A 21,995-nucleotide genomic window follows, 5' to 3' on the forward strand; every position below is an offset into this window, starting at 1 on the left:
TTAGATCATGAATACAGTAGTAAGTGGAATTCGATCGACAGGTAATCTACACCTGGGAAATTATTTCGGAGCGGTAAAGAACTTTGTGCAAATGCAGAATGATAACAATTGCTTTTTCTTTATTGCAGATTGGCATTCCCTAACTACACATCCGAACCCTGCAGATCTTCACGTAAAAGTAAAACACGTTTTAGCCGAATATCTTGCTTGTGGAATTGATCCTGAAAAAGCATCTATTTACGTACAAAGTGATGTGCCGGAAATTCCTGAATTGTATTTATTAATGAATATGAATGCTTATTTAGGAGAGTTGGAACGTACAACTTCTTTTAAAGACAAAGCACGTAAAAATCCTGAAAATGTAAATGCAGGATTGTTAACTTATCCGGTTTTAATGGCTGTTGATATTTTAATTCATAAGGCAAAGTTTGTACCTGTTGGAAAAGATCAGGAACAGAATTTAGAGATGGCACGTAAGTTTGCGAAGAGATTCAACAATTCATACGGAGAAGAAACCTTCCCTATTCCTCAACCCTATTCATTTACCGGAGAATTCATTAAAATTCCTGGATTAGATGGATCTGGAAAAATGGGTAAATCGGAAGGAAATGCAATTGGTTTGGTCGAAGATCCAAAAAGTATTCGTAAAAAAGTGATGAAAGCTGTTTCGGATAGTGGACCAACTGAAATGAATCAGGAAAAACCAGAGGCAATTCAAAACCTTTTCACTTTAATGGATGTGGTTTCTGAAAAAGATACTTACGATTTTTTCAATGACAAATACAACAATTGTGAAATTCGTTACGGCGATATGAAAAAGCAATTGGCCGAGGATATCATTAATTTCACAAGCCCAATTAGAGAGCGATTTTTGGATATTTCACAGGATGACGCTTATCTAAGAAAAGTAACTCAAGAAGGAGCCGAAAAAGCTCGTGAAAGTGCAGCTAAAACATTAGAAGAAGTTCGTCGACTATTTGGTTTTAGAAAATTCTAAGAACAATTAATATGATATAAAAATGCCATCTCAATTGAGATGGCATTTTTTATTTCTAGTCATGCAATATTCTAAGAAGAAACTGTTTAAACAAGTTTTCTACAATTTCTAAGGAACAATTCAAACGATGATCGCCGCTAATCAAATGAAGGGAGCAATCTACATTTTTAGCAAATTTTACTGAGTTATGATATGGAATTACTTCATCCTTCCATCCGTGAATAATTTCTATATCTGCACACTTGGTCCTATAATCTTGTTTTTGATACCCCTCAAGAAATAAAGCAGGAGCCAGCAAAAACAAGCCCTTTGACATTACTTTTTCCGAAGCTACCAAAGAAACATAGCCTCCCATACTTGAGCCAACTAAAATGAATTCTTCTTTTTCATCATTTAAATAATTAAGAAGTTGATATACTCTGTCATCAGGATTTTGATACGCTCTGTAATCAAGACTATCCACTTCGCAAGTATGTTTTCTGGCAATTTTCGCCAAACGTTTTATTTTGGTTCCCCAAGGACCACTCTCTTTTCCATGTGAGAAAATAACTTTCATATCCTAATATTCTAATGCAACTTCCTTTCCATCGATCACTCTAAATGCTCCTTCGGCTAATGCTTCCATTTCATTTTCGCCAGGATAAACAAAAAAATCGGTTAAACCACCAACGTACTCTTTCAAATCTGCAATAAATCGATCAGAATAAGCAATACCTCCTGTAATAATTATGCCATTGGCTTTACATTTCATAGCAGCGTGATAGGCGCCAATCTCTTTTGCAATCTGGTAAACAAATGCTTCATATACCAATTTTGCTTTTTCGTTCCCTGCTCCAATTAGTTTAAAAACATCACGCAAATCATCAACTCCCAAATAGGCTTTTAATCCACTGTTTTTGCTCAATTGCTGCTCCACTTCTTTTCGTGGTTTCGAATAGCACAAATCCATAATTCCTCGTGTTGGAATGGCTCCTGCCCTGTTTGGTGAAAAAGGCCCCATTCCCATTAGTGCATCATTCACATCGGTAATTTTCCCACCTTCGACTGTTGCTATGGATATTCCACCTCCCAAATGTGCAATTACATACTTTGCCACTTCGTATGGTATGTTTTGTTGCAATGCAATCTTCCTGGCAGTCATTTTCATATTCAACGGATGTCCTCTCCTATTTCTCTCAATTCCAGGAACTCCTGATATTCTGGCTTTCTCAACAATATTCCCTGCTGACACCGGATCTACCGTATAACTTTCGTTTAGATTAAAATGTTTTGATAATTTATTAGCCAACATACTTCCTAAATTAGATGCATGATCGCCATATTTTCCCATTTTGGCATCCTCTAAAAAAGCTTGATTAATGCGATACGTTCCACCTTCTAAAGGCTTTACTATTCCACCTCTACCCACAATACCAACAACTTTAAGTTCTTTTTTCGATAACATTTCATCCAATCCCTTTTCTACCATTTTATATCGATATTCAAACTGATCAGTCACACACTCAAAACGATCCAAATCTTTCTGTAAATGACGAGTGGTCATCTCATCAAGCAATTCGGTTCTGTTATAAAGGGCTATTTTGGTTGAGGTAGAGCCTGGATTAATCACAACTACAATTTCCTTCGCATTCATCATCTTTAATTTTTTATTTGAGCATGATGAATTTACAAAATCTTTATCAGATCGCGATTGCCGCTTCCCAATATCTCAATTCTTATAAAAAAAGATATCTTTGTATGAATTACCGATAACGTATTTTTTTATGGACAGAGAACTCTTAATCGACAAGTATAACGTACCCGTACCACGATATACCAGTTATCCAACCGTTCCTTTTTGGGGCAACGATAAACCTGATGCTTCGGAATGGTTAAAGGTGGTGAAGCGTACTTTCGACGAATCGAATGCAAGTAAAGGAATTAGTATTTATGTGCATTTACCTTACTGTGAAAGATTGTGTACCTATTGTGCCTGCACAAAAATAATTACCCGAAATCATGGTGTTGAAGACAAATACATAGAGGCTGTTCTTCAAGAGTGGAAAATCTATTTGAATACTTTTGGTGAAAAACCAATCCTTCGTGAATTGCACTTGGGTGGTGGTACTCCAACTTTCTTTAGTCCTGAAAATTTAAAAAAACTGATTATCGGATTAAAGGAAAATGCAGAATTGCATGAAAATTACGAATTCAGTTTCGAAGGACATCCAAACAATACCACTCGTGAACACTTGCAAGCTTTGTATGATGTTGGATTTCGCAGAGTAAGTTACGGTGTTCAGGATTTCGATCCCGAGGTTCAGCGTGTAATTAATCGCAAGCAAAGCTTCGAAATCGTAAAGGAAGTGACCGAAGCAGCCAGAGAAATTGGCTACAAATCGGTGAACTTCGATTTAATTTACGGATTGCCAAAACAAAAAATCAGCTCGATTCGTGATACTTTCGAGAAAGTATCAGAATTGAAACCAGATAGAATTGCCTATTATTCCTACGCTCATGTGCCATGGAAAACCAAAGGTCAGCGTATGTTTACCGATGCTGATATTCCGGATAGTGCAGGCAAAAGAGCCTTGTATGATTTGGGAAAAGAAAAATTGGCAGAACTGAACTACAGCGATGTGGGCATGGATCATTTCTCCTTACCTCACGACGAATTGTATGTTGCACGCGAAGAGAAACGCTTGCATCGTAATTTTATGGGCTACAATACCTCGCACACCGAATTGTTAATTGGTCTAGGGGCCTCATCCATTTCCGATGCGAAATATGCTTACGCACAAAATCCAAAGGAAATAGATTTGTACGAAGCAGTTTGTGAAAAAGGTGAGTTAGATTTAGTAAAAGGTTATTTCTTAACAGATGAAGATTTAACGATAAAACGTGCGATTTTAGACATTACCTGCCGTCGAGAACTCTTCTTTTCCAATGAGCTGAAGAAATACCTTCCTGAAAGAATTATGGACGAGCTGGAGGTAATGCAGAAAGAAGGAATTATTGAACTGAACGATGAAAAGTTGGTGGTTACCGATCTGGGAATGATTTTCCTGAGAAACATTGCCAAACCATTCGACAACAAACTGCGCTACTCACAAAAAGGTGGCGATAAAATGTTTTCGAAAGCGATATAAATTAAAAAGAGGTTCCTGTCTACAGGAACCTCTAATCATTAAATCCAAATCTATTATCTACAACGCTCTGCGTCCATGTTTAAACCCTTTACCAGATCGGTTTAAGAAAAGTACCAACTGATCCTCATCTAATATTTTACGAATCTCTAACTGATTATCGAATCTCTTTTTTGCCAACTGATTTTGAATCTCAGACAAACGATTCACATTTGTTTTCAAATCAGACATTGAAGGATTCTCAGATGTCATCATTTGCTTTTGCTTTAGTCTGATTAATTCAGCTTCATCTCTTAAGCTTTTGGTGTCCTTCATGTGAGCAATACGTAAATCTTTCATTTGCTCCTTTTGGTCGTCACTTAAATCAAGTAGGTTACGATTGTGCATGTTAGCCCCTTTGCCTTTAGCTCCAACACCAGTTCCATCACAAAACTGCTTATTGCAATTGGCAGCATGTCGTTTTCCATTTCCTATGCCCTGTCGCATTCCTTTTTGTCCATGTTTTCCTTTCTTCATTTCATGCTTAAAACCTGATCCGTTACCAACTCTTAAAAGCTGTTCCTCATCTAGAATCGAACGCATTTCCAATCGCATATCCACTCTCTGTAAATTCAATTCTTTTTTAATTGAACTCATTTTATCGATATTGGCATAAACCTCTTTTTTATTCGGGTGATTCGCCGATACCAGAGTTTTCTGACGTGCTTGCAACTCGTTTAACTCGTTACGTAAATCTTTAGTTTCGGAAGCATGCTTAATACGAACCTCTTTCATTTGTTCCTTCTGCTCATCGGTTAAAGTAGATTTTTGTATATTTCTACCCTTGCGTCCCTGCTGTGCATACAAACTTGTTGTTCCTGCTACAAAGAACATGCATATCATTCCTATAATTGCTATTTTTTTCATGATGTCTAATTTTAAATCCTTTACTAATATATTGCGCTATTAAAATCGATTTCGGGAGTTTGACTGCTCTAGTTTTAAAAGGTTTAATTCAGAGCAAAAAAAAGACCCGCAAATTTGCGAGTCCTTCATTTATTTTATCGAAAAGCTATTAATTAAACATCTGTTCCGCTTCAAGTAATGTTTTATCCAATTCTTTAATTATTGGATAAAATCCTATATCATCTATTATATCTCTGGCAATATATGCTTTCAGTTGAGTTTCGATTACTTTACGCGATTGACGCAATCCTTTCGAATCGGGCTTAACCCCTTTTTTATCAGCGAAAGCAACTAGCTTACTAATAATATTCTTGTTCTTAAGGTAAGATAAAACCTCTGTATGTGTTTTAAGATTCAACATCTCCTCTCTATTCTTATCTACAAAAGCAAAAGCATACTGGTAAATAATCCCTTTGGTTCTAAGATCTCTAAAATAGTTTGAGTATCCCGAAGTATCAACAGGAATAAAGACATCAGGCATGATACCACCTCCTCCGTAAACAACATTTCCACCTGGTGTTGTAAACTTCAGCGAATCGTTAAAATGAATGGAATCTTTTTTCTGGAATTCTCCATTTAAAAATCGGTGATTGATATCATTATAATATTCTTCTTTTCCATTATTATATGGCTTTTGAATGCATCGACCAGTTGGAGTGTAGTAACGTGCAACGGTTAATCGCAATGCAGAACCATCTGGCAATCTGCGCTGTTCCTGCACCAATCCTTTACCAAAGGAACGGCGACCAACAATTTTTCCTCGGTCATTATCCTGAATAGCACCTGCAAAAATTTCACTTGCTGAAGCCGAAGCCTCATCAATTAAAACCATAATAGGTAAATCCTGATATTGCCCGTTACCTGTTGACATGTAATCAGTTTTTGGTTGAGCTTTTCCCTGGGTGTAAACGATCATCTTGCCTTTAGACAAAAATTCATTAATCATATTCGTAGCTTCGCCAAGATAACCTCCAGTATTTCCACGTAAGTCAACTATTAATTTCTGAACTCCTTCGTTGTGTAACTTTTGCAATCCTTCAGAAAATTCGAAATAAGTGGTTGCTGCAAAACGACTCACTTTAATGTATCCAATCGAATCATTCAACATATAAGCAACATCAACACTTGGAACCGGAATAGAACCTCTTAACAATTCCATATCCAAATTCTCATTCGAGCTACGACGATATATACCAACTTTTACAGGAGTACCTTTGGGTCCTTTTAATCGGCTAATAATATTGTTATCGCTTAATTTTTTCCCTGCAATTAAAGAATCGTTCACGCTAACAATTCTATCGCCAGCTTTTATTCCTGCAATCTCAGATGGACCACCAGGAATTACTCTAACAATGGCAACCGTGTCCTGATAGCGCACAAACTGTACACCAATTCCACCAAAATTTCCTTTTAAATCATCATTTACTCGTTGTAAATCCTTTGCTGGAATATAAACGGTGTGTGGATCAAGATCCTTAAGTAAGGCGGGAATAGCTTCTTCAACCAATCGATCCGAACTAACTGTATCAACATAATCTTCCTCAACCATATCCAAAACAATGTCTAATTTGTTACTAGCCGTTGGCAATTGAAAAATGGTTGATTCCCCACTACTTCCCTTCTGAAAAAAGGAATTCAAAAACATACCTAATACTATCGCACATGCCAGTAAAACAGGCAATAGAATGGCATTCTTTTTATTATTGTATTCCATGAATTTTATTTTAAACTGATATATTTCATTTCAATACCTGCTCGTTCAAGCAAGTCTTTTCCGTCGGAACTGTGATACTCTTCGGAAAATACAACCCGAACAATTCCGGCTTGTATAATTAATTTTGCACACTCAATACATGGGGAGGCTGTAACATACAAGGTAGCATTATCGCTACTATTACTAGATTTAGCAACTTTGGTTATAGCATTGGCTTCTGCATGTAGTACGTAAGGTTTGGTCGTAAAGTTTTCATCTTCGCACACATTTTCGAAGCCCGATGGAGTTCCATTGTACCCATCTGATATGATCATTTTGTCTTTTACAATCAAAGCACCAACTTGTCGTCTTTTACAATAAGAATTTTCAGCCCAAACCGAAGCCATTCTCAAATATCTTCTGTCTAAATTATCCTGCTTACCTTTCAACTTCACAATTTCAGTATTCTGCATATTACTACTCCATTTAAGTGGTTCAAACAAATGTATAAAAATATATTGGGAGTTAGCCGCAAATTCATATCGAATCCTTTAAATTTACCATAATCAATTGACACTATTTTACATTAGCTTTATCCTGATTTTATGAGGTTTAATCAAAAATTTAACTATTTTTAAACCATATCCATATTGAGATATAAATAGAGTTAATGCTATTCTACAAATAAATTTATTAAATGTAAAGATTTGATTGTTTCATCTTCTTGTTATGCTAATAATCATGAGACTTTGAAACAAAATTGCAAATATCTTGTATAAACATTTCATACAATTTATTGATTATTAACAGAGCACCATTAAGACAAACAGAAACCAATCAAGATCAAGTAATTAAACGCACTAAATAACCTCTTAAATCTACTGAATGAAGAAATTTTACCCCTACTTTCAAAAAATACTTCTTCTTTCCGCAACACTAATTATCACTTTCGTTGCTCAAGCAAACACTTTGTTGGTGCCTGGAGCAGCTGTTCCAGATAATTCAATTGACATTAATGTTGATAAAACTAGCATCTGCGAAGGTGAAAGCATTAGTATTTTTTTGGCTACCAGCGAAACTGGAGTCGAATATCAACTTAAATCAAATGGAACAAATACAGGCAGTCCAATAAATGGAACCGGCACTCAAATTCATTTTGAATTAACACCTTCGGCAACAGCTACCTATAGTATAACTGCAACCAACACAACTACATTTGAAACCGTTGATTTAACCGAAACAACAGAGGTAACAGTCCTTCCAGGTCCTAATCTTACTATTCCTGTCAATTCATCAGAAAATATGATTTGTAAAGGAGAAGGAAGCATTATTTCTATAGATAACACTCAAACTGGCTTTGATTATCTTTTAAACAATGGTCCGGATGATTTCCCTCCCGCAAGAGCTGGAAACGGTGGAACTATCCAGTTTCCTCAGGTTTTTCCTATTAGCAATACAACCTATCGAATTTATGTAAGTGGTAACAATTGCTCCGATAAAATACAACTAACCAACAGTGCGCTAATTAATGTAGCTGCAGCCCCTAAAACTGATCTTGCAGTTAGTGCCAATCACTTACAAATATGTCCTGGAGAAGAAATAATTATAAGTGTTGATGCATCTCAGGTAGGCGTAGATTATGAAGTTTTTGATGGTTCAAGCTATGTGGCTGGACCAGTTTCTGGTACCGGCGGCACTCTCAACTTTACTCTAAATCCTACATCCACAGAGTTGTATACCCTAAGAGCTTTTAAAGCCAGTTGTTTGAGTTATTACAATCTCGACCAAAAGGTAATGGTAACAGTAGGTACAGAGCCTAGAAAAGATATTAATCTTTCAATCGATAAAACTGAATTGTGTATTGGTGAATCTGCACTTGTTAGTCTTGATGAGTCGGAAACTGGTGTTGAGTATCAATTAACAGATGGAACCAATCCGGTTGGAGCTCCAATAGTTGGGGATGGAAATTCAATTTCATTTCCACAGGTAAGCCCAATTGTTACGACAACTTATTCTGTTAAAATCTCTTCAACATCCTGCTCTGCAGCTAAAGATCTTGACAATACAGTAAGCCTTACAGTTTATGAACAGCCAGATGTTGATTTGAACCTAACTCCTACTAATGCTGATATTTGTTCTGGTGAAAGCATATCTATATTTGTTGAATTATCGGAAACTGATGTGACTTACCAACTGTCGGATGGGACTTCGAATATTGGATCGGCAATAGTTGGAACTGGTGGAAATCTTGAATTTATTGTAGATCCAACTACAAATACAATCTACGAAGTTCATGCAAGCAAAAGTGTATGTTCTACTATAAGTACATTAAACTTAAAATCAGATATCACAGTTTCCGATTTGCCAAATCTGAATTTAGTATTAACAGCTACTCCTGCCGAAATATGCGATGGTGAAATAACAGTAATAGGAATTGAAAACTCCGAAGCTGGAGTAAACTATCAATTGAAAGATGCAACTGGACCAATAGGAACGCCAATTGTCGGAAACGGTGGTGCTATAACTTTTCCAGATCAAACTCCAACAAACAATACAAGCTATTTTGTTGATGCTATTAAAACCGAATGTCAAAACTCATATCAAATAACAAATCAAGCTGATGTAATTGTAAATCCACAACCTAAACCTACAGTTAGCCTTACTTTAAACCCTAGTACAATTTGTGAAGGAGAAATAAGTGCGTTTACGATTAATAGTAGTGAAACTGGAATTATTTATGAGGTGTTTGGAAGTTTAGATGGCATCCTAGGATCTTCGGAAGGAAATGGCACTGACATGAGTATTTTTATCAAACCTCATCGTAGTCAGAACCTACAAGTTCAAGCTCGAAGTTTGAATTGTGCCAGTTCTGTTTTGTATCCAAACTCGGTTAGCATAACTGTAAATCCCGGACCAAAATTAGATTTAAATGTATTGGCAAGTGAACCTCAAATTTGTGAAAGCTTAAATGTTCCTGTGATCATATCCGTTGAAAATTCTGAAAATGGATTGGATTATTGGTTGAAAGATAACAACGGAACTGAAATAAGTTCTGCAATTGGTAATGGTGGAACAATCAATTTCACTTCAGTTTCACCTAATATCACTACAACATATATTGTTGAAACCACAATGCCAGGATGTAACGGAAGAGTCGATCTTAAAAATAAAATCGATTTAGCTGTTATTCCATTACCTGATCCGGACTTTAAGGTTAGAATTTCAGAACCAGAAATTTGTGTTGGTGAGAATACAATTATATCAATCGACACCAGCGAAATTGGAGTAAACTACCAATTGTTCGATGGAACTTATTTGGAAGCTGACCCTATAGCCGGTACCGGATCAGCTTTTTCTTTTCCAGAGTTTTCTCCTTTCCGATCAGTTACTTACCAGGTAATTGCTACTAACGAAATATGTGGAACCAGTGTTAATTTATCCGAAACGGTTCGTGTAGATGTGGGATTACAACCTGAAACTCATTTGCATCCAACAATAGACAAACATACAGTTTGCGAGGGTGAAGAAGTTATCATTTCATTAACTCCTACTGACACTAGAGTTAGCTATCAATTGCTTGAAGGAGATACGCCAATTGGGACACCATTAACTGGTACAAATGTGGAAATTAACTTTGATCCAACCATACCAACAGTATCTACAACCTATAGAATTGAAGCTATGGGAGAACGCTGTTTGGATCCAATTGATATTAGATATACAGTTGATGTTGAAGTTCATCATCAACCAGAGACAGATAAAGTATTACTTAGCGACAGTGATACAATTTGTGCTGGTGAAGAGATTGTATTGTCAATAGAGAATAGTGAAACAGATATTTTTTATCAATTGTATGATGGCACTAACATTATAGAATCAAACATTGTTGGCGATGGAACGACAATCAAATTCCCATCGCAATATCCTAACGATAGCAAAACTTATTCAGTTTATGCACACGAAGCTGTATGTACAACTCCTGTTTTATTAGATCATTCTAAATTTATTTTCATACCTGATTTGGCTCTTTTTTCGGTAGAAAGTTTTGCAACTCCTGGCGAAATTTGTGAAGGTGAATCCATCGATATCGAAATTCCGAATACAATAAATGGAATAAGGTATACACTACAAAATGGTAATGAATTTCTTTCTGAACTAACTTCTGATGGAAGTCCTGTAGTATTTGAGAATGTTACTCCTAATGAAAATTCAAATCTTCAAATTACAGTCGGAAATTGTAAAGAAGAACTTGTAGTTGCTCAACCTGATTACACTTTACAGTCCAATCCTAAACTTCAAATCTTAACAAGCGAAGTACAATCTGGATACGATGGTAACCTGGTCATATCAGTTTCTGAAGGAATTGCTCCTTATACATATATCATTAGTCCTGGAGAAACCATTACCAGCGATAATCGTGTTTTGGAACTAAGCGGACTTGAGGCTGGTACTTATCAGGTATTAGTTGTTGATGGAAATGCTTGCAGATCATCAGATGCTGGACAATTAGTTGATATCAGTATCAACGAAGAACTTCAGGTAATTGTGAACAATGCCTTAACTCCAAATGGAGATGGATATAATGATGAATGGATTCTTCATTACGATTCTGAACTTGGTAATCCTGAGGTCTATATTTTCAATATCTACGGACAAGAAATTTACCATTCAAAATCTTATCAGAACGACTGGAAAGGAACGTTCAATGGCTCAATATTACCAAACGGAGCCTATTACTACCTAATTGAATTTGAATCGGAAGAGATCAAACCGATTAAAGGAAGTTTATCAATTTTAGGCAACTAATAATCCCCTACTGAATGAAAAAAATCTACACCACTAAATACATTTTCATCTATTTGATACTGTTCCTTGGACTTAATCTAAAGTCAAGCAAGGCTCAACAAGTTCCATTGCTCGATCAATATTATATCAATCCAACTTTTTACAATCCTTCTGCAGCTGGGGCAAATGGTTTATTTAACGCCTATTTACTACGAAATCAAAAATTTTCTGGTTTTGATGGCGGACAGGTAACACACTTATTCACCGCTGATGCCGAATTAAAAGAGGGAAAGTACGGAGCTGGATTTAACCTTACCAATGATGATGTTGGTATTTTTAACAATACTCAGGCAACATTAAGTTATGCTTATCGATTAAAAATTTCAACCGATCACTATTTGCGATTGGGGATCTCTGCAGGTATATCCGATTTTAGGGTAAATATGAACGATGTAAGAGCAAATCCTAACGATCCTTACCTGATTAATACAAATTACAAGAACACGGAATTTATGGCGAATATGGGTCTTTATTACACCCATAAAAACATTGTTGTTGGTCTTACCATACCTCAATTACTCAACAACTCGGTTGATGGTAGTGAAAATGAAAACGAATCTTCTTACGAATTGGTTCGTCATGCCATGCTAACCGGCGGATATAAAATTCCAATTCAAAGAGTGAAAGATCTAAGCATTACACCCTATGTAATGTTGCGTTATGCCGATAGTTCTCCAGTACAATATGATGTGAATTTAATTGCTGAATTAGCCAATAAAGGATGGTTTGCTCTTAATTATCGCGATGAATATTCAATTGGTCTTAACATTGGCGTTCAAGTCTTGAAAAATTTCACAATGGGATATGCATATGATATTGGAATTCAAAAAACTGGGCGCTATGCTTCCAATAATCATGAATTTCTTATCGGATATAGATTAAAAAGAAAAGCTAAAAAAGAACCAGAACGAATTCTTGATAACGATGTAAGTACACTAAAAACTCTTCTTGCTGAAAAGTATAAGAAAATTGATCGTTTACGTCATGAGTTGGAGCAAATGGAAAAAAGCGACAAGCAATCCGATGAAGATAGAGATGGTATTCCAGATGAAGTGGATCAATGTCCTTCAACCCCGCCATTTTATATAGTAGACGAACATGGTTGTCCAGTTGATTCTGATGATGATGGCATAGTTGATAGTGAAGATTTCTGTCCTGAGACTCCGGGAAGCAGAATTAACAATGGCTGTCCAGAGCAAAAAGAAGAGCGAATTGAAATGGAAGAAAGATTGGAAAATGTCTATTTCGCCTTTGGAAAATATCAGTTAACGGAATACTCCAGAAGAAAGCTGGTGACTGTGATTAAAATGATGGTTGATAATAATTCTTACATCCTTAAAATGCACGGACATACCGATGATATAGGATCGGATCGTTCGAATGTAGAACTGGCTTATAAACGATTGCTTACCGTTAAAAACTATTTGATTTTAAATGGTGTTCCTGATAATCGTGTAATTATCGTTCCTCATGGCGAGAGACTTCCTATTGTGGAAAATAAAGACAATAAAAGTAGAGCGAATAACAGGCGAGTAACTTTCGAAATTTACTCCTATCAATAAATTCTAAAACAAAATATCTATATAAAATTAGCCCCAATTTGGAAATCCAAATTGGGGCTAATTGATATTTCTAATTCGATTTATTTAAACAAAAATACTTTTCTTTCTTGTGAACCTGGACGACCAATAATATTTTTAATATAGTCGCTCTTTTCGTTTAAAATTCCAGCTTTCTGAACATATCCAGTTCCCTTAGGCATGCATGCACCCCAAGCTCCACTAGGACTACAATCATCCAAATCGGTAATTTTAACAATGGTGTGAACACCCACAGTTATAATACAGGTTTTATAATTTTTAGCCAAGGCAAGAGTTTCCGTAATGTTCTCTTTTGTTAGGTCTACGGTTTTGTCAGCCTGTTTTTCTGCCAACTCATTAATCGTAGCGATAGGCTGACCCAAATCAGCAAATTCGTCATTAAAAGTAATTGCTCCAGAAACAAATTCCTTTAATATTTCAAATTTTGTGTTTTGCGCACTTAACGAGAACCCAATCAAAACAAAAAGTATAACAATTGATTTTTTCATGATTCAATAATTTAGAGATTTAATAAAGATTAAACTTTGATCTTATACACAAATCTACAAAATATGTTTAGTTAATTATGATGCATAATTAAAATAAATTATTTCAATGTTTGAAAAACCTCTAATTTATTGGCATGTAAATGAATTGAGTAAGAATATTTTTACTCATTTTAAATTAATTTCTGATAAGTCAAATTTATAAAAAATAAAAAACCCGGCTAAAAAGCCGGGTATCTATTTTAAATCCTAATCTATTATTCTATGAAAAAACCTAATCTAATTTCTTTTGTTTCGTTGATAACAAATATATTTAACATTTCGGTTAACAAATGAGAAGAATTGTTAAAGAATGTGAAATTTAGATTTAATGCATAAAAAAAAATCCTCTCGAATAATCTTCGAAAGGATTTCTTTGTACCCAGGGCCGGGATCGAACCGGCACGGGTTGCCCCACTGGTGTTTGAGACCAGCGCGTCTACCAATTCCGCCACCTGGGCATTGCTTTTGAATGCGATGCAAATGTAGATAAATGTTTCATTCTCGCAAAACAAATTCTACATTTTTTTCAAAAAAAATTAAAAGGCAAAAGTCAGTGCAAATGCCCATGATTGCTAGATACACTGACTTTCACTTTATTAGTTTATTTTGGCATTGTATATTCTAATCCAGCTCCCGGTCCTAATGGTAAGCCTAACAATATCCATCCCATCAATAATATTACCCAAACTACAAAGAAAGCCACCGAATACGGTAACATGGTTGCGATAATGGTTCCTATACCCGATTTTTTATCGTATTTCTGAACGTAAGCAATAATCAGAGCAAAGAAACTCATCATTGGAGAAATTACATTAGTAACTGAATCACCAATACGATAAACCACCTGCGAGAGTTCCGGAGAATATCCCATCAGCATAAACATCGGGATGAAAATTGGTGCCATAATTGCCCACTTGGCCGAAGCCGATCCCATAAGCATATTAATTAGAGCCGATAAAAGCACAAAAAGAATCATTAAAGGAATCATCCCTATATCCGCTGCCATAAGCGCTCCTGCCCCTTTAATAGCCATAATAACTCCTAAGTTTGACCATTTAAAATAAGCAACAAATTGAGCAGCAAAAAAGACAAGCACATAATAACCAGCAAGGGTTTCCATCGATTTTCCCATTCCTTTCATGATATCCGCATCTGATTTGAAAACTTTAGCCCCAAATCCATAAGCAATACCACATCCACCTGCTCCTAGGAATAATAATGCTACAACTCCTTTAATCAATGGAGAAGTTAAAAATCCACCATCAGGTCCTCGGAAAAATCCATTCTCGGGAACTAAGCCCCAAATCGTAATAGCTGTTAAGAAAAGAACAACATATAATGCCCAACGCAATCCTCGTCGCTCTAAATCGTTCAAATCATGAATTTCTTCCTTATGATCGGCGGCATCTTTATATACTCCCAGGCGAGGTTCTATTATTTTTTCGGTAACAAGTGTACCAACAGTTGCAATAACAAAGGTTGAAACCACCATAAAGTAATAGTTAGCCGTTGGGTTCACAACCACAGTTGGATCTACAATTCGAGCAGCTTCCTGCGAAAGACCTGCCAATAAAGGATCAATTGTACCTAAAATTAAATTTGCAGAAAATCCCCCCGATACACCAGCAAAAGCGGCAGCCATACCCGCAATAGGATGTCGATCAACAGCAACAAATATAATCCCAGCAAGTGGAATCAAAAGAACATAACCGACATCCGAAGCTGTGTTGGAAAGAATACCTGCCAAAACAAGAACAAAAGTCAACATTTTTTTAGGTGCTGATAAAACCAGTTTACGAATTAAGGTTCCAATCAGACCACTACTTTCAGCAATACCAATACCCAGCATCGCAACCATAACAATTCCTAATGGAGCAAAGCCTGTAAAATTATCCACCATCTCCATAAGAATACGATGAAGTCCTTCTATTGATAAGAGGTTAACAACTTCGATAGTTTCTTTTGTTCCTGGATGAACTGCCTGCCATCCCAAAAGAGATGCAAGTCCAGATAATAAAATCGCCATTATGGCAAAAATTGCAAAAAGTGTTGCAGGATGCGGAAGCGCATTCCCAAATTTCTCAGTCACATTCAAAAAACGATCTGTCCAGCTTCGTTTTTTCTTTAAAGTATTCTGCATGTTAGTTAGTTGGTTAAGTTGTTCAAACGGAAAACCGATTGAAACACAAAAAAAGGTAAAATCATGGGATACTGCAAATAAGAATTGACTTTGTAAATTTATGCTTACAGTGATTTTACACACCGAACTTAAAAACCCAAAATAATTTAGCGAAGATCTGAGTTTAAACAGATAAGGATTCTCTATATTAGTATAAAGATTATTGATTTGTAATAAAGCATTTCCCCTGCTAAATTTGAGTAAATATCAAAAACATAAACTAAACTTTTCTAACATGCCTAACTTAACAACAAACTATTTAGGATTGGATTTAAAAAATCCTATCATCGTAGCAAGCTCCGGATTAACTGATACTGTTGAAAAACTAGTCGAATTGGAAGCAAATGGAGCTGGAGCTATTGTTCTTAAATCTCTTTTCGAGGAAGAAATTGTAATGGAAATGGAAGAGCAAATGCATGCCATGACCAATCGTCCATACATTTATCCTGAGACTTTTGACTATATGGAGGAAGAGCCTCATGAGGATATTCTACGTAAATATTTAAGATTGATTGAAGAAGCTAAAGCTGCTGTTTCGATTCCTATTATTGCAAGTATCAACTGTGTTAGCGCACAAAAATGGACTTACTTTTCTCGTGAAATTGAAAAAGCAGGTGCTGATGCTCTTGAAGTGAATCTTTTTGTTTTGCCGACGGATATGAACAGAAGTGGCGAAGAAAACGAACAGATTTATTTCGATGTATTGAAAACAGTAAAGGAACAAGTTGCCATTCCGGTTGCTTTAAAAATAAGTCCTTACCATTCTAATTTGGCAAATGTAATCAAGAAATTAGACGATATGGATGCTGATGGAGTTGTAATGTTCAACCGTTTTTACAGTCCTGATATCGACATTAATAATCTAAGCATTACCAGTGGACAAGTACTTTCACATTCCGATGACTACAAGAATTCATTACGATGGATTGGAATCATGTCGGATCGTGTAAAATGCTCTTTGGCTGCAACTACCGGAATTCATACTTCGGAGAGTATTATCAAACAAATACTGGCAGGTGCTGATGCTGTTCAATTGGCATCCATTTTATATAAAAACGGACCGGAGTATATTGATATTCTTACAAAAGAAATTTATTCATGGATGGAAGATCAGGGATTTGAGAACATTCGTGATTTTAAGGGTAAAATGTGCCAATCGAAATCAAATGAACCAGCGGCTTACGAACGAGTTCAATTCATGAAGAATTTCAGAAATTTTGTAATGCATTAAAAAGAACCTTTTGTTTTTAAAAAATAAATATCCTTTCAGCCCGAGTCAAGTAATTGATTCGGGTTTTTTATAGGCTTAAACCGTTAAACTGATAAAAATCATTACTATTTAGATTTAGTTTTATTAAATTGTATAATTCTTTAGTTTAAGCATAATTACTGTAAAAATTCATAATCACATGGAAACGACAACTACACAAAAAATCATGAAAAATTTTGATGTACAGGATACACTACAACGATTGGGCATAAAAGATTTAAATGCCGGAGTCTCAACGGGAACAGAATGGTTCGACTGCAAAGGTGCTGTTACCGAATCCTTCTCTCCTATTGATGGATCTTTAATTGCGAAAGTTCAAAATGCAGATGGAGATGATTATGAAAAAGTACTTGTAAAAGCGCAAGAAGCATTTAAAGTATGGCGCAAAATGCCAGCCCCAAAACGAGGAGAAATTGTTCGTCAAATTGGTAATGCTTTACGCGACGCAAAAGATGATTTGGGTAGATTGGTTACCTTGGAAATGGGAAAAATCTATCAGGAAGGTTTGGGTGAAGTTCAAGAAATGATAGACATTTGCGACTTTGCTGTTGGACAATCGAGAATGCTTTACGGATTTACCATGCATTCAGAACGACCAGATCACAAAATGATGGATCAATATCATCCGTTAGGGATTACTGGTGTTATTTCTGCTTTTAACTTTCCAGTAGCAGTATGGGCTTGGAATGCAATGATCGCAGCTGTTTGTGGCGATGTTGTAATCTGGAAACCTAGCTCTAAAGTTCCTCTTTGTGCAATCGCTTGTCACAATATCATTCAAAAAGTATTGAAGGATAATGATGTTCCTGAAGGTGTTTTCAATCTAGTTGTTGCTAAATCATCAGTAATGGGTGATAACTTTATTGAAGACAAACGTGTTCCACTAATATCAGTAACCGGATCAACAGCTATTGGAAAACGTGTGGCTGAAAAAGTTGGTGCTCGTTTGGGAAGAACCATTGCTGAATTGGGTGGAAACAATGCAATTATTGTTGCTCCAACTGCTGATTTGGATCTGGCAATTCCAGGGATTGTTTTCGGTTCGGTAGGTACTGCAGGACAAAGATGTACTTCTACTCGTCGACTAATCATTCACGAAAGTATTTACGATGATGTAAAAGGTCGATTGCTAAATGCATACAAACAAGTTGAAGGAAAAATTGGTAATCCACTTGATGAAAATACTTTGGTTGGACCGGTAATTGATGAAGGTGCTGTTGAAGTTTATAAAACTGCCATTGCCGAGGTAAAAAAAGCAGGTGGTAAAATTGTATTTGGTGATAAGGTTATTGAAGGCAATTTTGTACTTCCAACTTTCTGCGAGGTAGAAAACCACTGGCAAATTGTTCAGGATGAATCTTTTGTTCCGGTATTGTACATCATGAAATACAAAACACTCGAAGAAGCAATTGACTTGCACAACGATGTTCCTCAAGGTTTATCTTCGTCCATTTTTACGATGAATATGCGTGAAGCACAAACCTTTATTTCTGCAGTTGGGAGCGATTGTGGTATTGCAAATGTTAATATTGGAACTTCAGGTGCCGAAATTGGTGGTGCTTTTGGTGGTGAAAAGGAAACTGGTGGTGGACGCGAATCGGGTTCGGACTCTTGGAAAACATACATGAGAAGACAAACAAATACCTTAAACTATGGTAATGATTTGCCATTAGCTCAAGGAATCAAATTTGATTTATAAAAAAATAGCATTTCAAATTTTAATAATGTAAGGCCTCCGCTAATGCGGGGGCTTTTTTTATTTAATTCTTCCAAATTTATAGCATTAATCGAGCTTCTCACCTATCAAAATCATTAATTCACACATTAATGCAATATCATTCACAAAAGCCTTTCACATAATTTTTTAAAGCCTTCATAAATTCTTATTTTTGAAGCAACACTATACCATCCAATCTGTTTACTATGCTGAGAAAAATTCTTACCTCTTTTTTCATTGTATTGCTTTTGGCAATCATTGTTTTAGGCTATTTATATCTTCAAAAACAAAAAGAATACAAAGGAATTGATCCTTTCTCTGCAGTACCTGTAAACTCCGAATTAATCATTCAATTCGAGAGTTTGGAAAAACTCATCACTAAATTGGAGAATAACACTGGCGCCTGGAAAGAGCTAGGAAACTTTGATAAAATAGCCAAAATCAACAATAATCTTCAATTTATTGATAGCTTGGTAAGCAACTTTGATTCCGATTATTCATTTTCATTAGATCGTAGTTTTACTCTGGCTAGTCATTTGCAAGGGAAAAACGATATTGAATATCTCTACATCTTGCCCATTAATGATTACCTGGAAGAAAAAAAGATTCAAAGTTCTGTTAGCAATTGGATTGGTCCTGATTTACAATTAAGAGAGCGACACTACCAAAACACAACTCTTTACACCATTCCAAGCTCTTCCAAAAAAGGTGAAGAATTGCATTTTTCATTTTCCAATGGTCTATTAATTGGTAGCCGATCGATGTTATTATTGGAAAATTCGATTCGTCAATTAAGTACCGAGAATTCCATATCTAAATCGAAAGGTTTTGAACAAATCAGAAGAACTATTGGTAAAAATGTTGATGCCAATATATTCCTGAATTTAAAAACATTCCCAAAACAGATTTCCTTTTCATTGGATAAAAGTCACAGCAAATTTATTCGCAACTACACCAATTTAGCCAACTGGACAGAGCTTGATCTTAGCTTTAGAAACCGCATTATTTTACTGAATGGTTTTACTTATAGTGATCCTCAACAAGGGAATCTGATGAATCTATTTTTGCAGCAAGAACCTGTTAAAATGGAAATGGAATCCATTCTTCCTTCAGAGACTGGTATTTTGGCAATATTGGGTATTGCAGATCCTTTAATGCACAAGGGAAAATATCGCAAGTTTCTCGATCAAATGGGAAAATTATCAGATTATCAAAAGGATATCAATGATCTAAAAAAGAAAACAGGAGAAGATTTTGAAGAAATCATATTCTCAATTATCCATAAAGAAATTGGTTTAGCATTTGCTGAAGGTAATTCTGATAAAAGATTCACCGTAATAAGAACCAAAAGTGCAAGTATTGCCAAAGAGAAAATGCTGAAGCCTGTTTTGGGATACGCTAAAAAGCAACAACGCACTTTGGCATATTACAAAAGAACCTATAAATTGGATTCTGAAACATCCTTCGATATCTACCGATTACCGGATGATCGTTTGCCAGAAAAGCTCTTTGGAAGCTTTTTTACGGATGCCTCATCGGCTTATTTTACCTTTATCGACAACTATTTGGTTATGGGACCGAATATCAACTCCTTATCGGAGTTCATTAAAGAATCAGTTTTAGGAAAAACCCTTGATAGCAATCAGAGTTATCAGGAAAATAAAGAGTTTCTTTCCAATAAAGCCAACTTCTTTTTTTATACAGCAACACCTAAAGCAAATCGATTTATATCAAGTTTTTTAAACGAAGAATTGCAAAAGGAAATTAAAAATCATAAGGAAAGTGTAAATAAGTTTCAGGCAATTGGCTTGCAATTAAGTTCGAATCGAAACTTAATTTACAACAACTTGTTTATTGAGTACGATCCGGTTTTGGAAGCTGCCCCACAAACCGATTGGGAATCCAGATTAGATACTTGTTTCAAGCACAAACCCTATTTGGTAAGAAATCATTACACCAAGGAGAATGAAATTCTGATTCAGGATATCAACAATCAATTATGCCTTTTGAATCCAGCAGGTAGAATGCTATGGAAAAAACCTTTGGATTCTAAAATCATTGGAGAAATTCAGCAAGTTGATTACTTCAAAAATAACAAATTGCAATATCTGTTTGCAACCAAAAAACATTTGCATTTGATTGATAGAAATGGCAATAACGTAAAGAATTATCCAATTCGGTTAAAATCGGATGCGGTAAGAGGAGTTTCCATATTCGATTACGATAAAAATCGCAATTATCGATTCTTTATTCCTTGCAAAGATCAAAAAGCATACGCTTACACTAAAGAAGGAAAATTGCTTACCGGATGGAATCCTGCCAAGGCTGAAAACCAAATTACCAGCCAAATTCAACATTTTAGAGTCAACAATAAAGATTACATTGTTTTCGCCGATAAATATCGAATATACATATTGAATAGACGTGGTGTAGAGCGAGTAAAACTAAAAAAGCAATTCTCAAAATCGGAGAAAAATCCATTCTTCCTGGAAAAAACGAATAGCCGTATGGTTACAACTGATACCAATGGTACCATTCACTACATTTATTTCACAGGAAAAGTGGAAAGTAAAACATTTACCGAATTATCGGAAGCACACTTTTTTACTGCTGCCGACTTGAATTCTGATGGTAAAAATGAATACCTGTTTGCAGATTATAATTTCCTCAAGGTTTTTGATGCTAGCGGAAAAACAAAGCTGGAGAAAAAATTCGACTCTGGTATCAGCTATGCTCCTCATGTTTACAGATTCTCTAGAAGGAATATCGAAATTGGAATATGTGTTGAAAATGAGAATAAAATTTATCTGCTTGATACCAATGGTAACAATCACAGTGGATTTCCTCTGAAAGGCAACACAGAATTTTCTATTGGCTTTGCCAAATCGGGTGATAAATCTTTTAACCTATACGTAGGAGATAATCGTAACTTCTTGTTAAACTACTCCGTACACTAGCCGTTCATCAGCAATAAGATTTTATTCACGTAATCAATTAAGTTGTTTACATGATTTCGTATTTTTGTTGAGGCAAACTAAAAATCTAATCAAATATATTAGGGTTGAACATGCGTTAAGCGGTATTAATTTACGTATG

14 protein-coding genes and 1 tRNA gene are annotated in these 21,995 nt (G+C 35.7%); 7 read left to right on the forward strand and 8 right to left on the reverse strand.

Annotated elements, in window-relative coordinates; all coding sequences use genetic code 11:
- Positions 1 to 7 precede the first annotated feature (7 nt).
- Positions 8 to 997, forward strand: a complete 990-nt coding sequence (trpS, locus tag GCQ56_RS19245) for a tryptophan--tRNA ligase (protein ID WP_152736169.1) — start codon at positions 8 to 10, stop codon at positions 995 to 997.
- Between the two features lie 55 nt (positions 998 to 1,052).
- On the opposite strand, the gene GCQ56_RS19250 is transcribed toward trpS, so the two are convergent.
- Together GCQ56_RS19250 and buk are read right to left on the reverse strand one after the other, a co-directional pair.
- On the reverse strand, positions 1,053 to 1,553 hold the full coding sequence (locus tag GCQ56_RS19250) for an alpha/beta fold hydrolase (RefSeq protein ID WP_152736170.1): 501 nt from the start codon (positions 1,551 to 1,553) through the stop codon (positions 1,053 to 1,055).
- A 3-nt stretch (positions 1,554 to 1,556) separates the two neighbouring features.
- Positions 1,557 to 2,633: a butyrate kinase gene (gene buk, locus GCQ56_RS19255; RefSeq protein ID WP_152736171.1), complete on the reverse strand. Its 1,077-nt coding sequence runs from the start codon at positions 2,631 to 2,633 to the stop codon at positions 1,557 to 1,559.
- A gap of 127 nt (positions 2,634 to 2,760) precedes the next feature.
- On the opposite strand from buk, the gene hemN reads away from it, so the two are divergent.
- A complete protein-coding gene (gene hemN / locus GCQ56_RS19260; RefSeq protein WP_152736172.1) occupies positions 2,761 to 4,125 on the forward strand; it encodes an oxygen-independent coproporphyrinogen III oxidase in 1,365 nt (454 codons plus the stop codon).
- 57 nt (positions 4,126 to 4,182) lie between these two features.
- Here hemN and GCQ56_RS19265 read toward each other — a convergent pair whose 3' ends face one another.
- From GCQ56_RS19265 to GCQ56_RS19275, 3 genes are all read right to left on the reverse strand, one after another.
- Complete coding sequence (locus GCQ56_RS19265; protein ID WP_152736173.1) at positions 4,183 to 5,028, reverse strand: periplasmic heavy metal sensor; 846 nt, start codon at positions 5,026 to 5,028, stop codon at positions 4,183 to 4,185.
- 148 nt (positions 5,029 to 5,176) lie between these two features.
- On the reverse strand, positions 5,177 to 6,781 hold the full coding sequence (locus GCQ56_RS19270; RefSeq protein ID WP_152736174.1) for a S41 family peptidase: 1,605 nt from the start codon (positions 6,779 to 6,781) through the stop codon (positions 5,177 to 5,179).
- 5 nt (positions 6,782 to 6,786) lie between these two features.
- The gene (locus GCQ56_RS19275) at positions 6,787 to 7,233 is read right to left on the reverse strand and encodes a dCMP deaminase family protein (protein WP_152736175.1); all 447 of its coding nucleotides are present in this window, start codon (positions 7,231 to 7,233) and stop codon (positions 6,787 to 6,789) included.
- A gap of 412 nt (positions 7,234 to 7,645) precedes the next feature.
- Here GCQ56_RS19275 and GCQ56_RS19280 point away from each other — a divergent pair, with 412 nt between their 5' ends.
- Both GCQ56_RS19280 and GCQ56_RS19285 read left to right on the forward strand, forming a co-directional pair.
- Positions 7,646 to 11,566 carry a gliding motility-associated C-terminal domain-containing protein gene (locus GCQ56_RS19280; protein ID WP_152736176.1) on the forward strand — a complete coding sequence of 1,307 codons (3,921 nt, stop codon included), beginning with the start codon at positions 7,646 to 7,648 and terminating at the stop codon, positions 11,564 to 11,566.
- Positions 11,567 to 11,580: 14 nt separating this feature from the next.
- On the forward strand, positions 11,581 to 13,167 hold the full coding sequence (locus GCQ56_RS19285; RefSeq protein WP_152736177.1) for a PorP/SprF family type IX secretion system membrane protein: 1,587 nt from the start codon (positions 11,581 to 11,583) through the stop codon (positions 13,165 to 13,167).
- An 80-nt stretch (positions 13,168 to 13,247) separates the two neighbouring features.
- Here GCQ56_RS19285 and GCQ56_RS19290 read toward each other — a convergent pair whose 3' ends face one another.
- The 3 genes from GCQ56_RS19290 to GCQ56_RS19300 form a co-directional block, all read right to left on the reverse strand.
- The gene (locus GCQ56_RS19290) at positions 13,248 to 13,694 is read right to left on the reverse strand and encodes a hypothetical protein (protein ID WP_152736178.1); all 447 of its coding nucleotides are present in this window, start codon (positions 13,692 to 13,694) and stop codon (positions 13,248 to 13,250) included.
- A 415-nt stretch (positions 13,695 to 14,109) separates the two neighbouring features.
- Positions 14,110 to 14,191 (reverse strand) — tRNA-Leu (locus tag GCQ56_RS19295).
- Positions 14,192 to 14,334: 143 nt separating this feature from the next.
- Complete coding sequence (locus GCQ56_RS19300) at positions 14,335 to 15,873, reverse strand: AbgT family transporter (protein ID WP_152736179.1); 1,539 nt, start codon at positions 15,871 to 15,873, stop codon at positions 14,335 to 14,337.
- A 274-nt stretch (positions 15,874 to 16,147) separates the two neighbouring features.
- Here GCQ56_RS19300 and GCQ56_RS19305 point away from each other — a divergent pair, with 274 nt between their 5' ends.
- The 3 genes from GCQ56_RS19305 to GCQ56_RS19315 all read left to right on the forward strand — a co-directional run bounded on the left by GCQ56_RS19305 (position 16,148) and on the right by GCQ56_RS19315 (position 21,856).
- A complete protein-coding gene (locus GCQ56_RS19305; protein ID WP_152736180.1) occupies positions 16,148 to 17,143 on the forward strand; it encodes a dihydroorotate dehydrogenase-like protein in 996 nt (331 codons plus the stop codon).
- A gap of 178 nt (positions 17,144 to 17,321) precedes the next feature.
- Positions 17,322 to 18,881: an aldehyde dehydrogenase family protein gene (locus tag GCQ56_RS19310; protein ID WP_193323849.1), complete on the forward strand. Its 1,560-nt coding sequence runs from the start codon at positions 17,322 to 17,324 to the stop codon at positions 18,879 to 18,881.
- A 224-nt stretch (positions 18,882 to 19,105) separates the two neighbouring features.
- Complete coding sequence (locus GCQ56_RS19315) at positions 19,106 to 21,856, forward strand: DUF3352 domain-containing protein (protein ID WP_152736181.1); 2,751 nt, start codon at positions 19,106 to 19,108, stop codon at positions 21,854 to 21,856.
- The last annotated feature ends 139 nt before the right edge of the window (positions 21,857 to 21,995 follow it).

This window comes from Marinifilum sp. N1E240 (assembly GCF_009295825.1).
GTDB classification, from domain to species: Bacteria; Bacteroidota; Bacteroidia; order Bacteroidales; family Marinifilaceae; genus Marinifilum_A; species Marinifilum_A sediminis.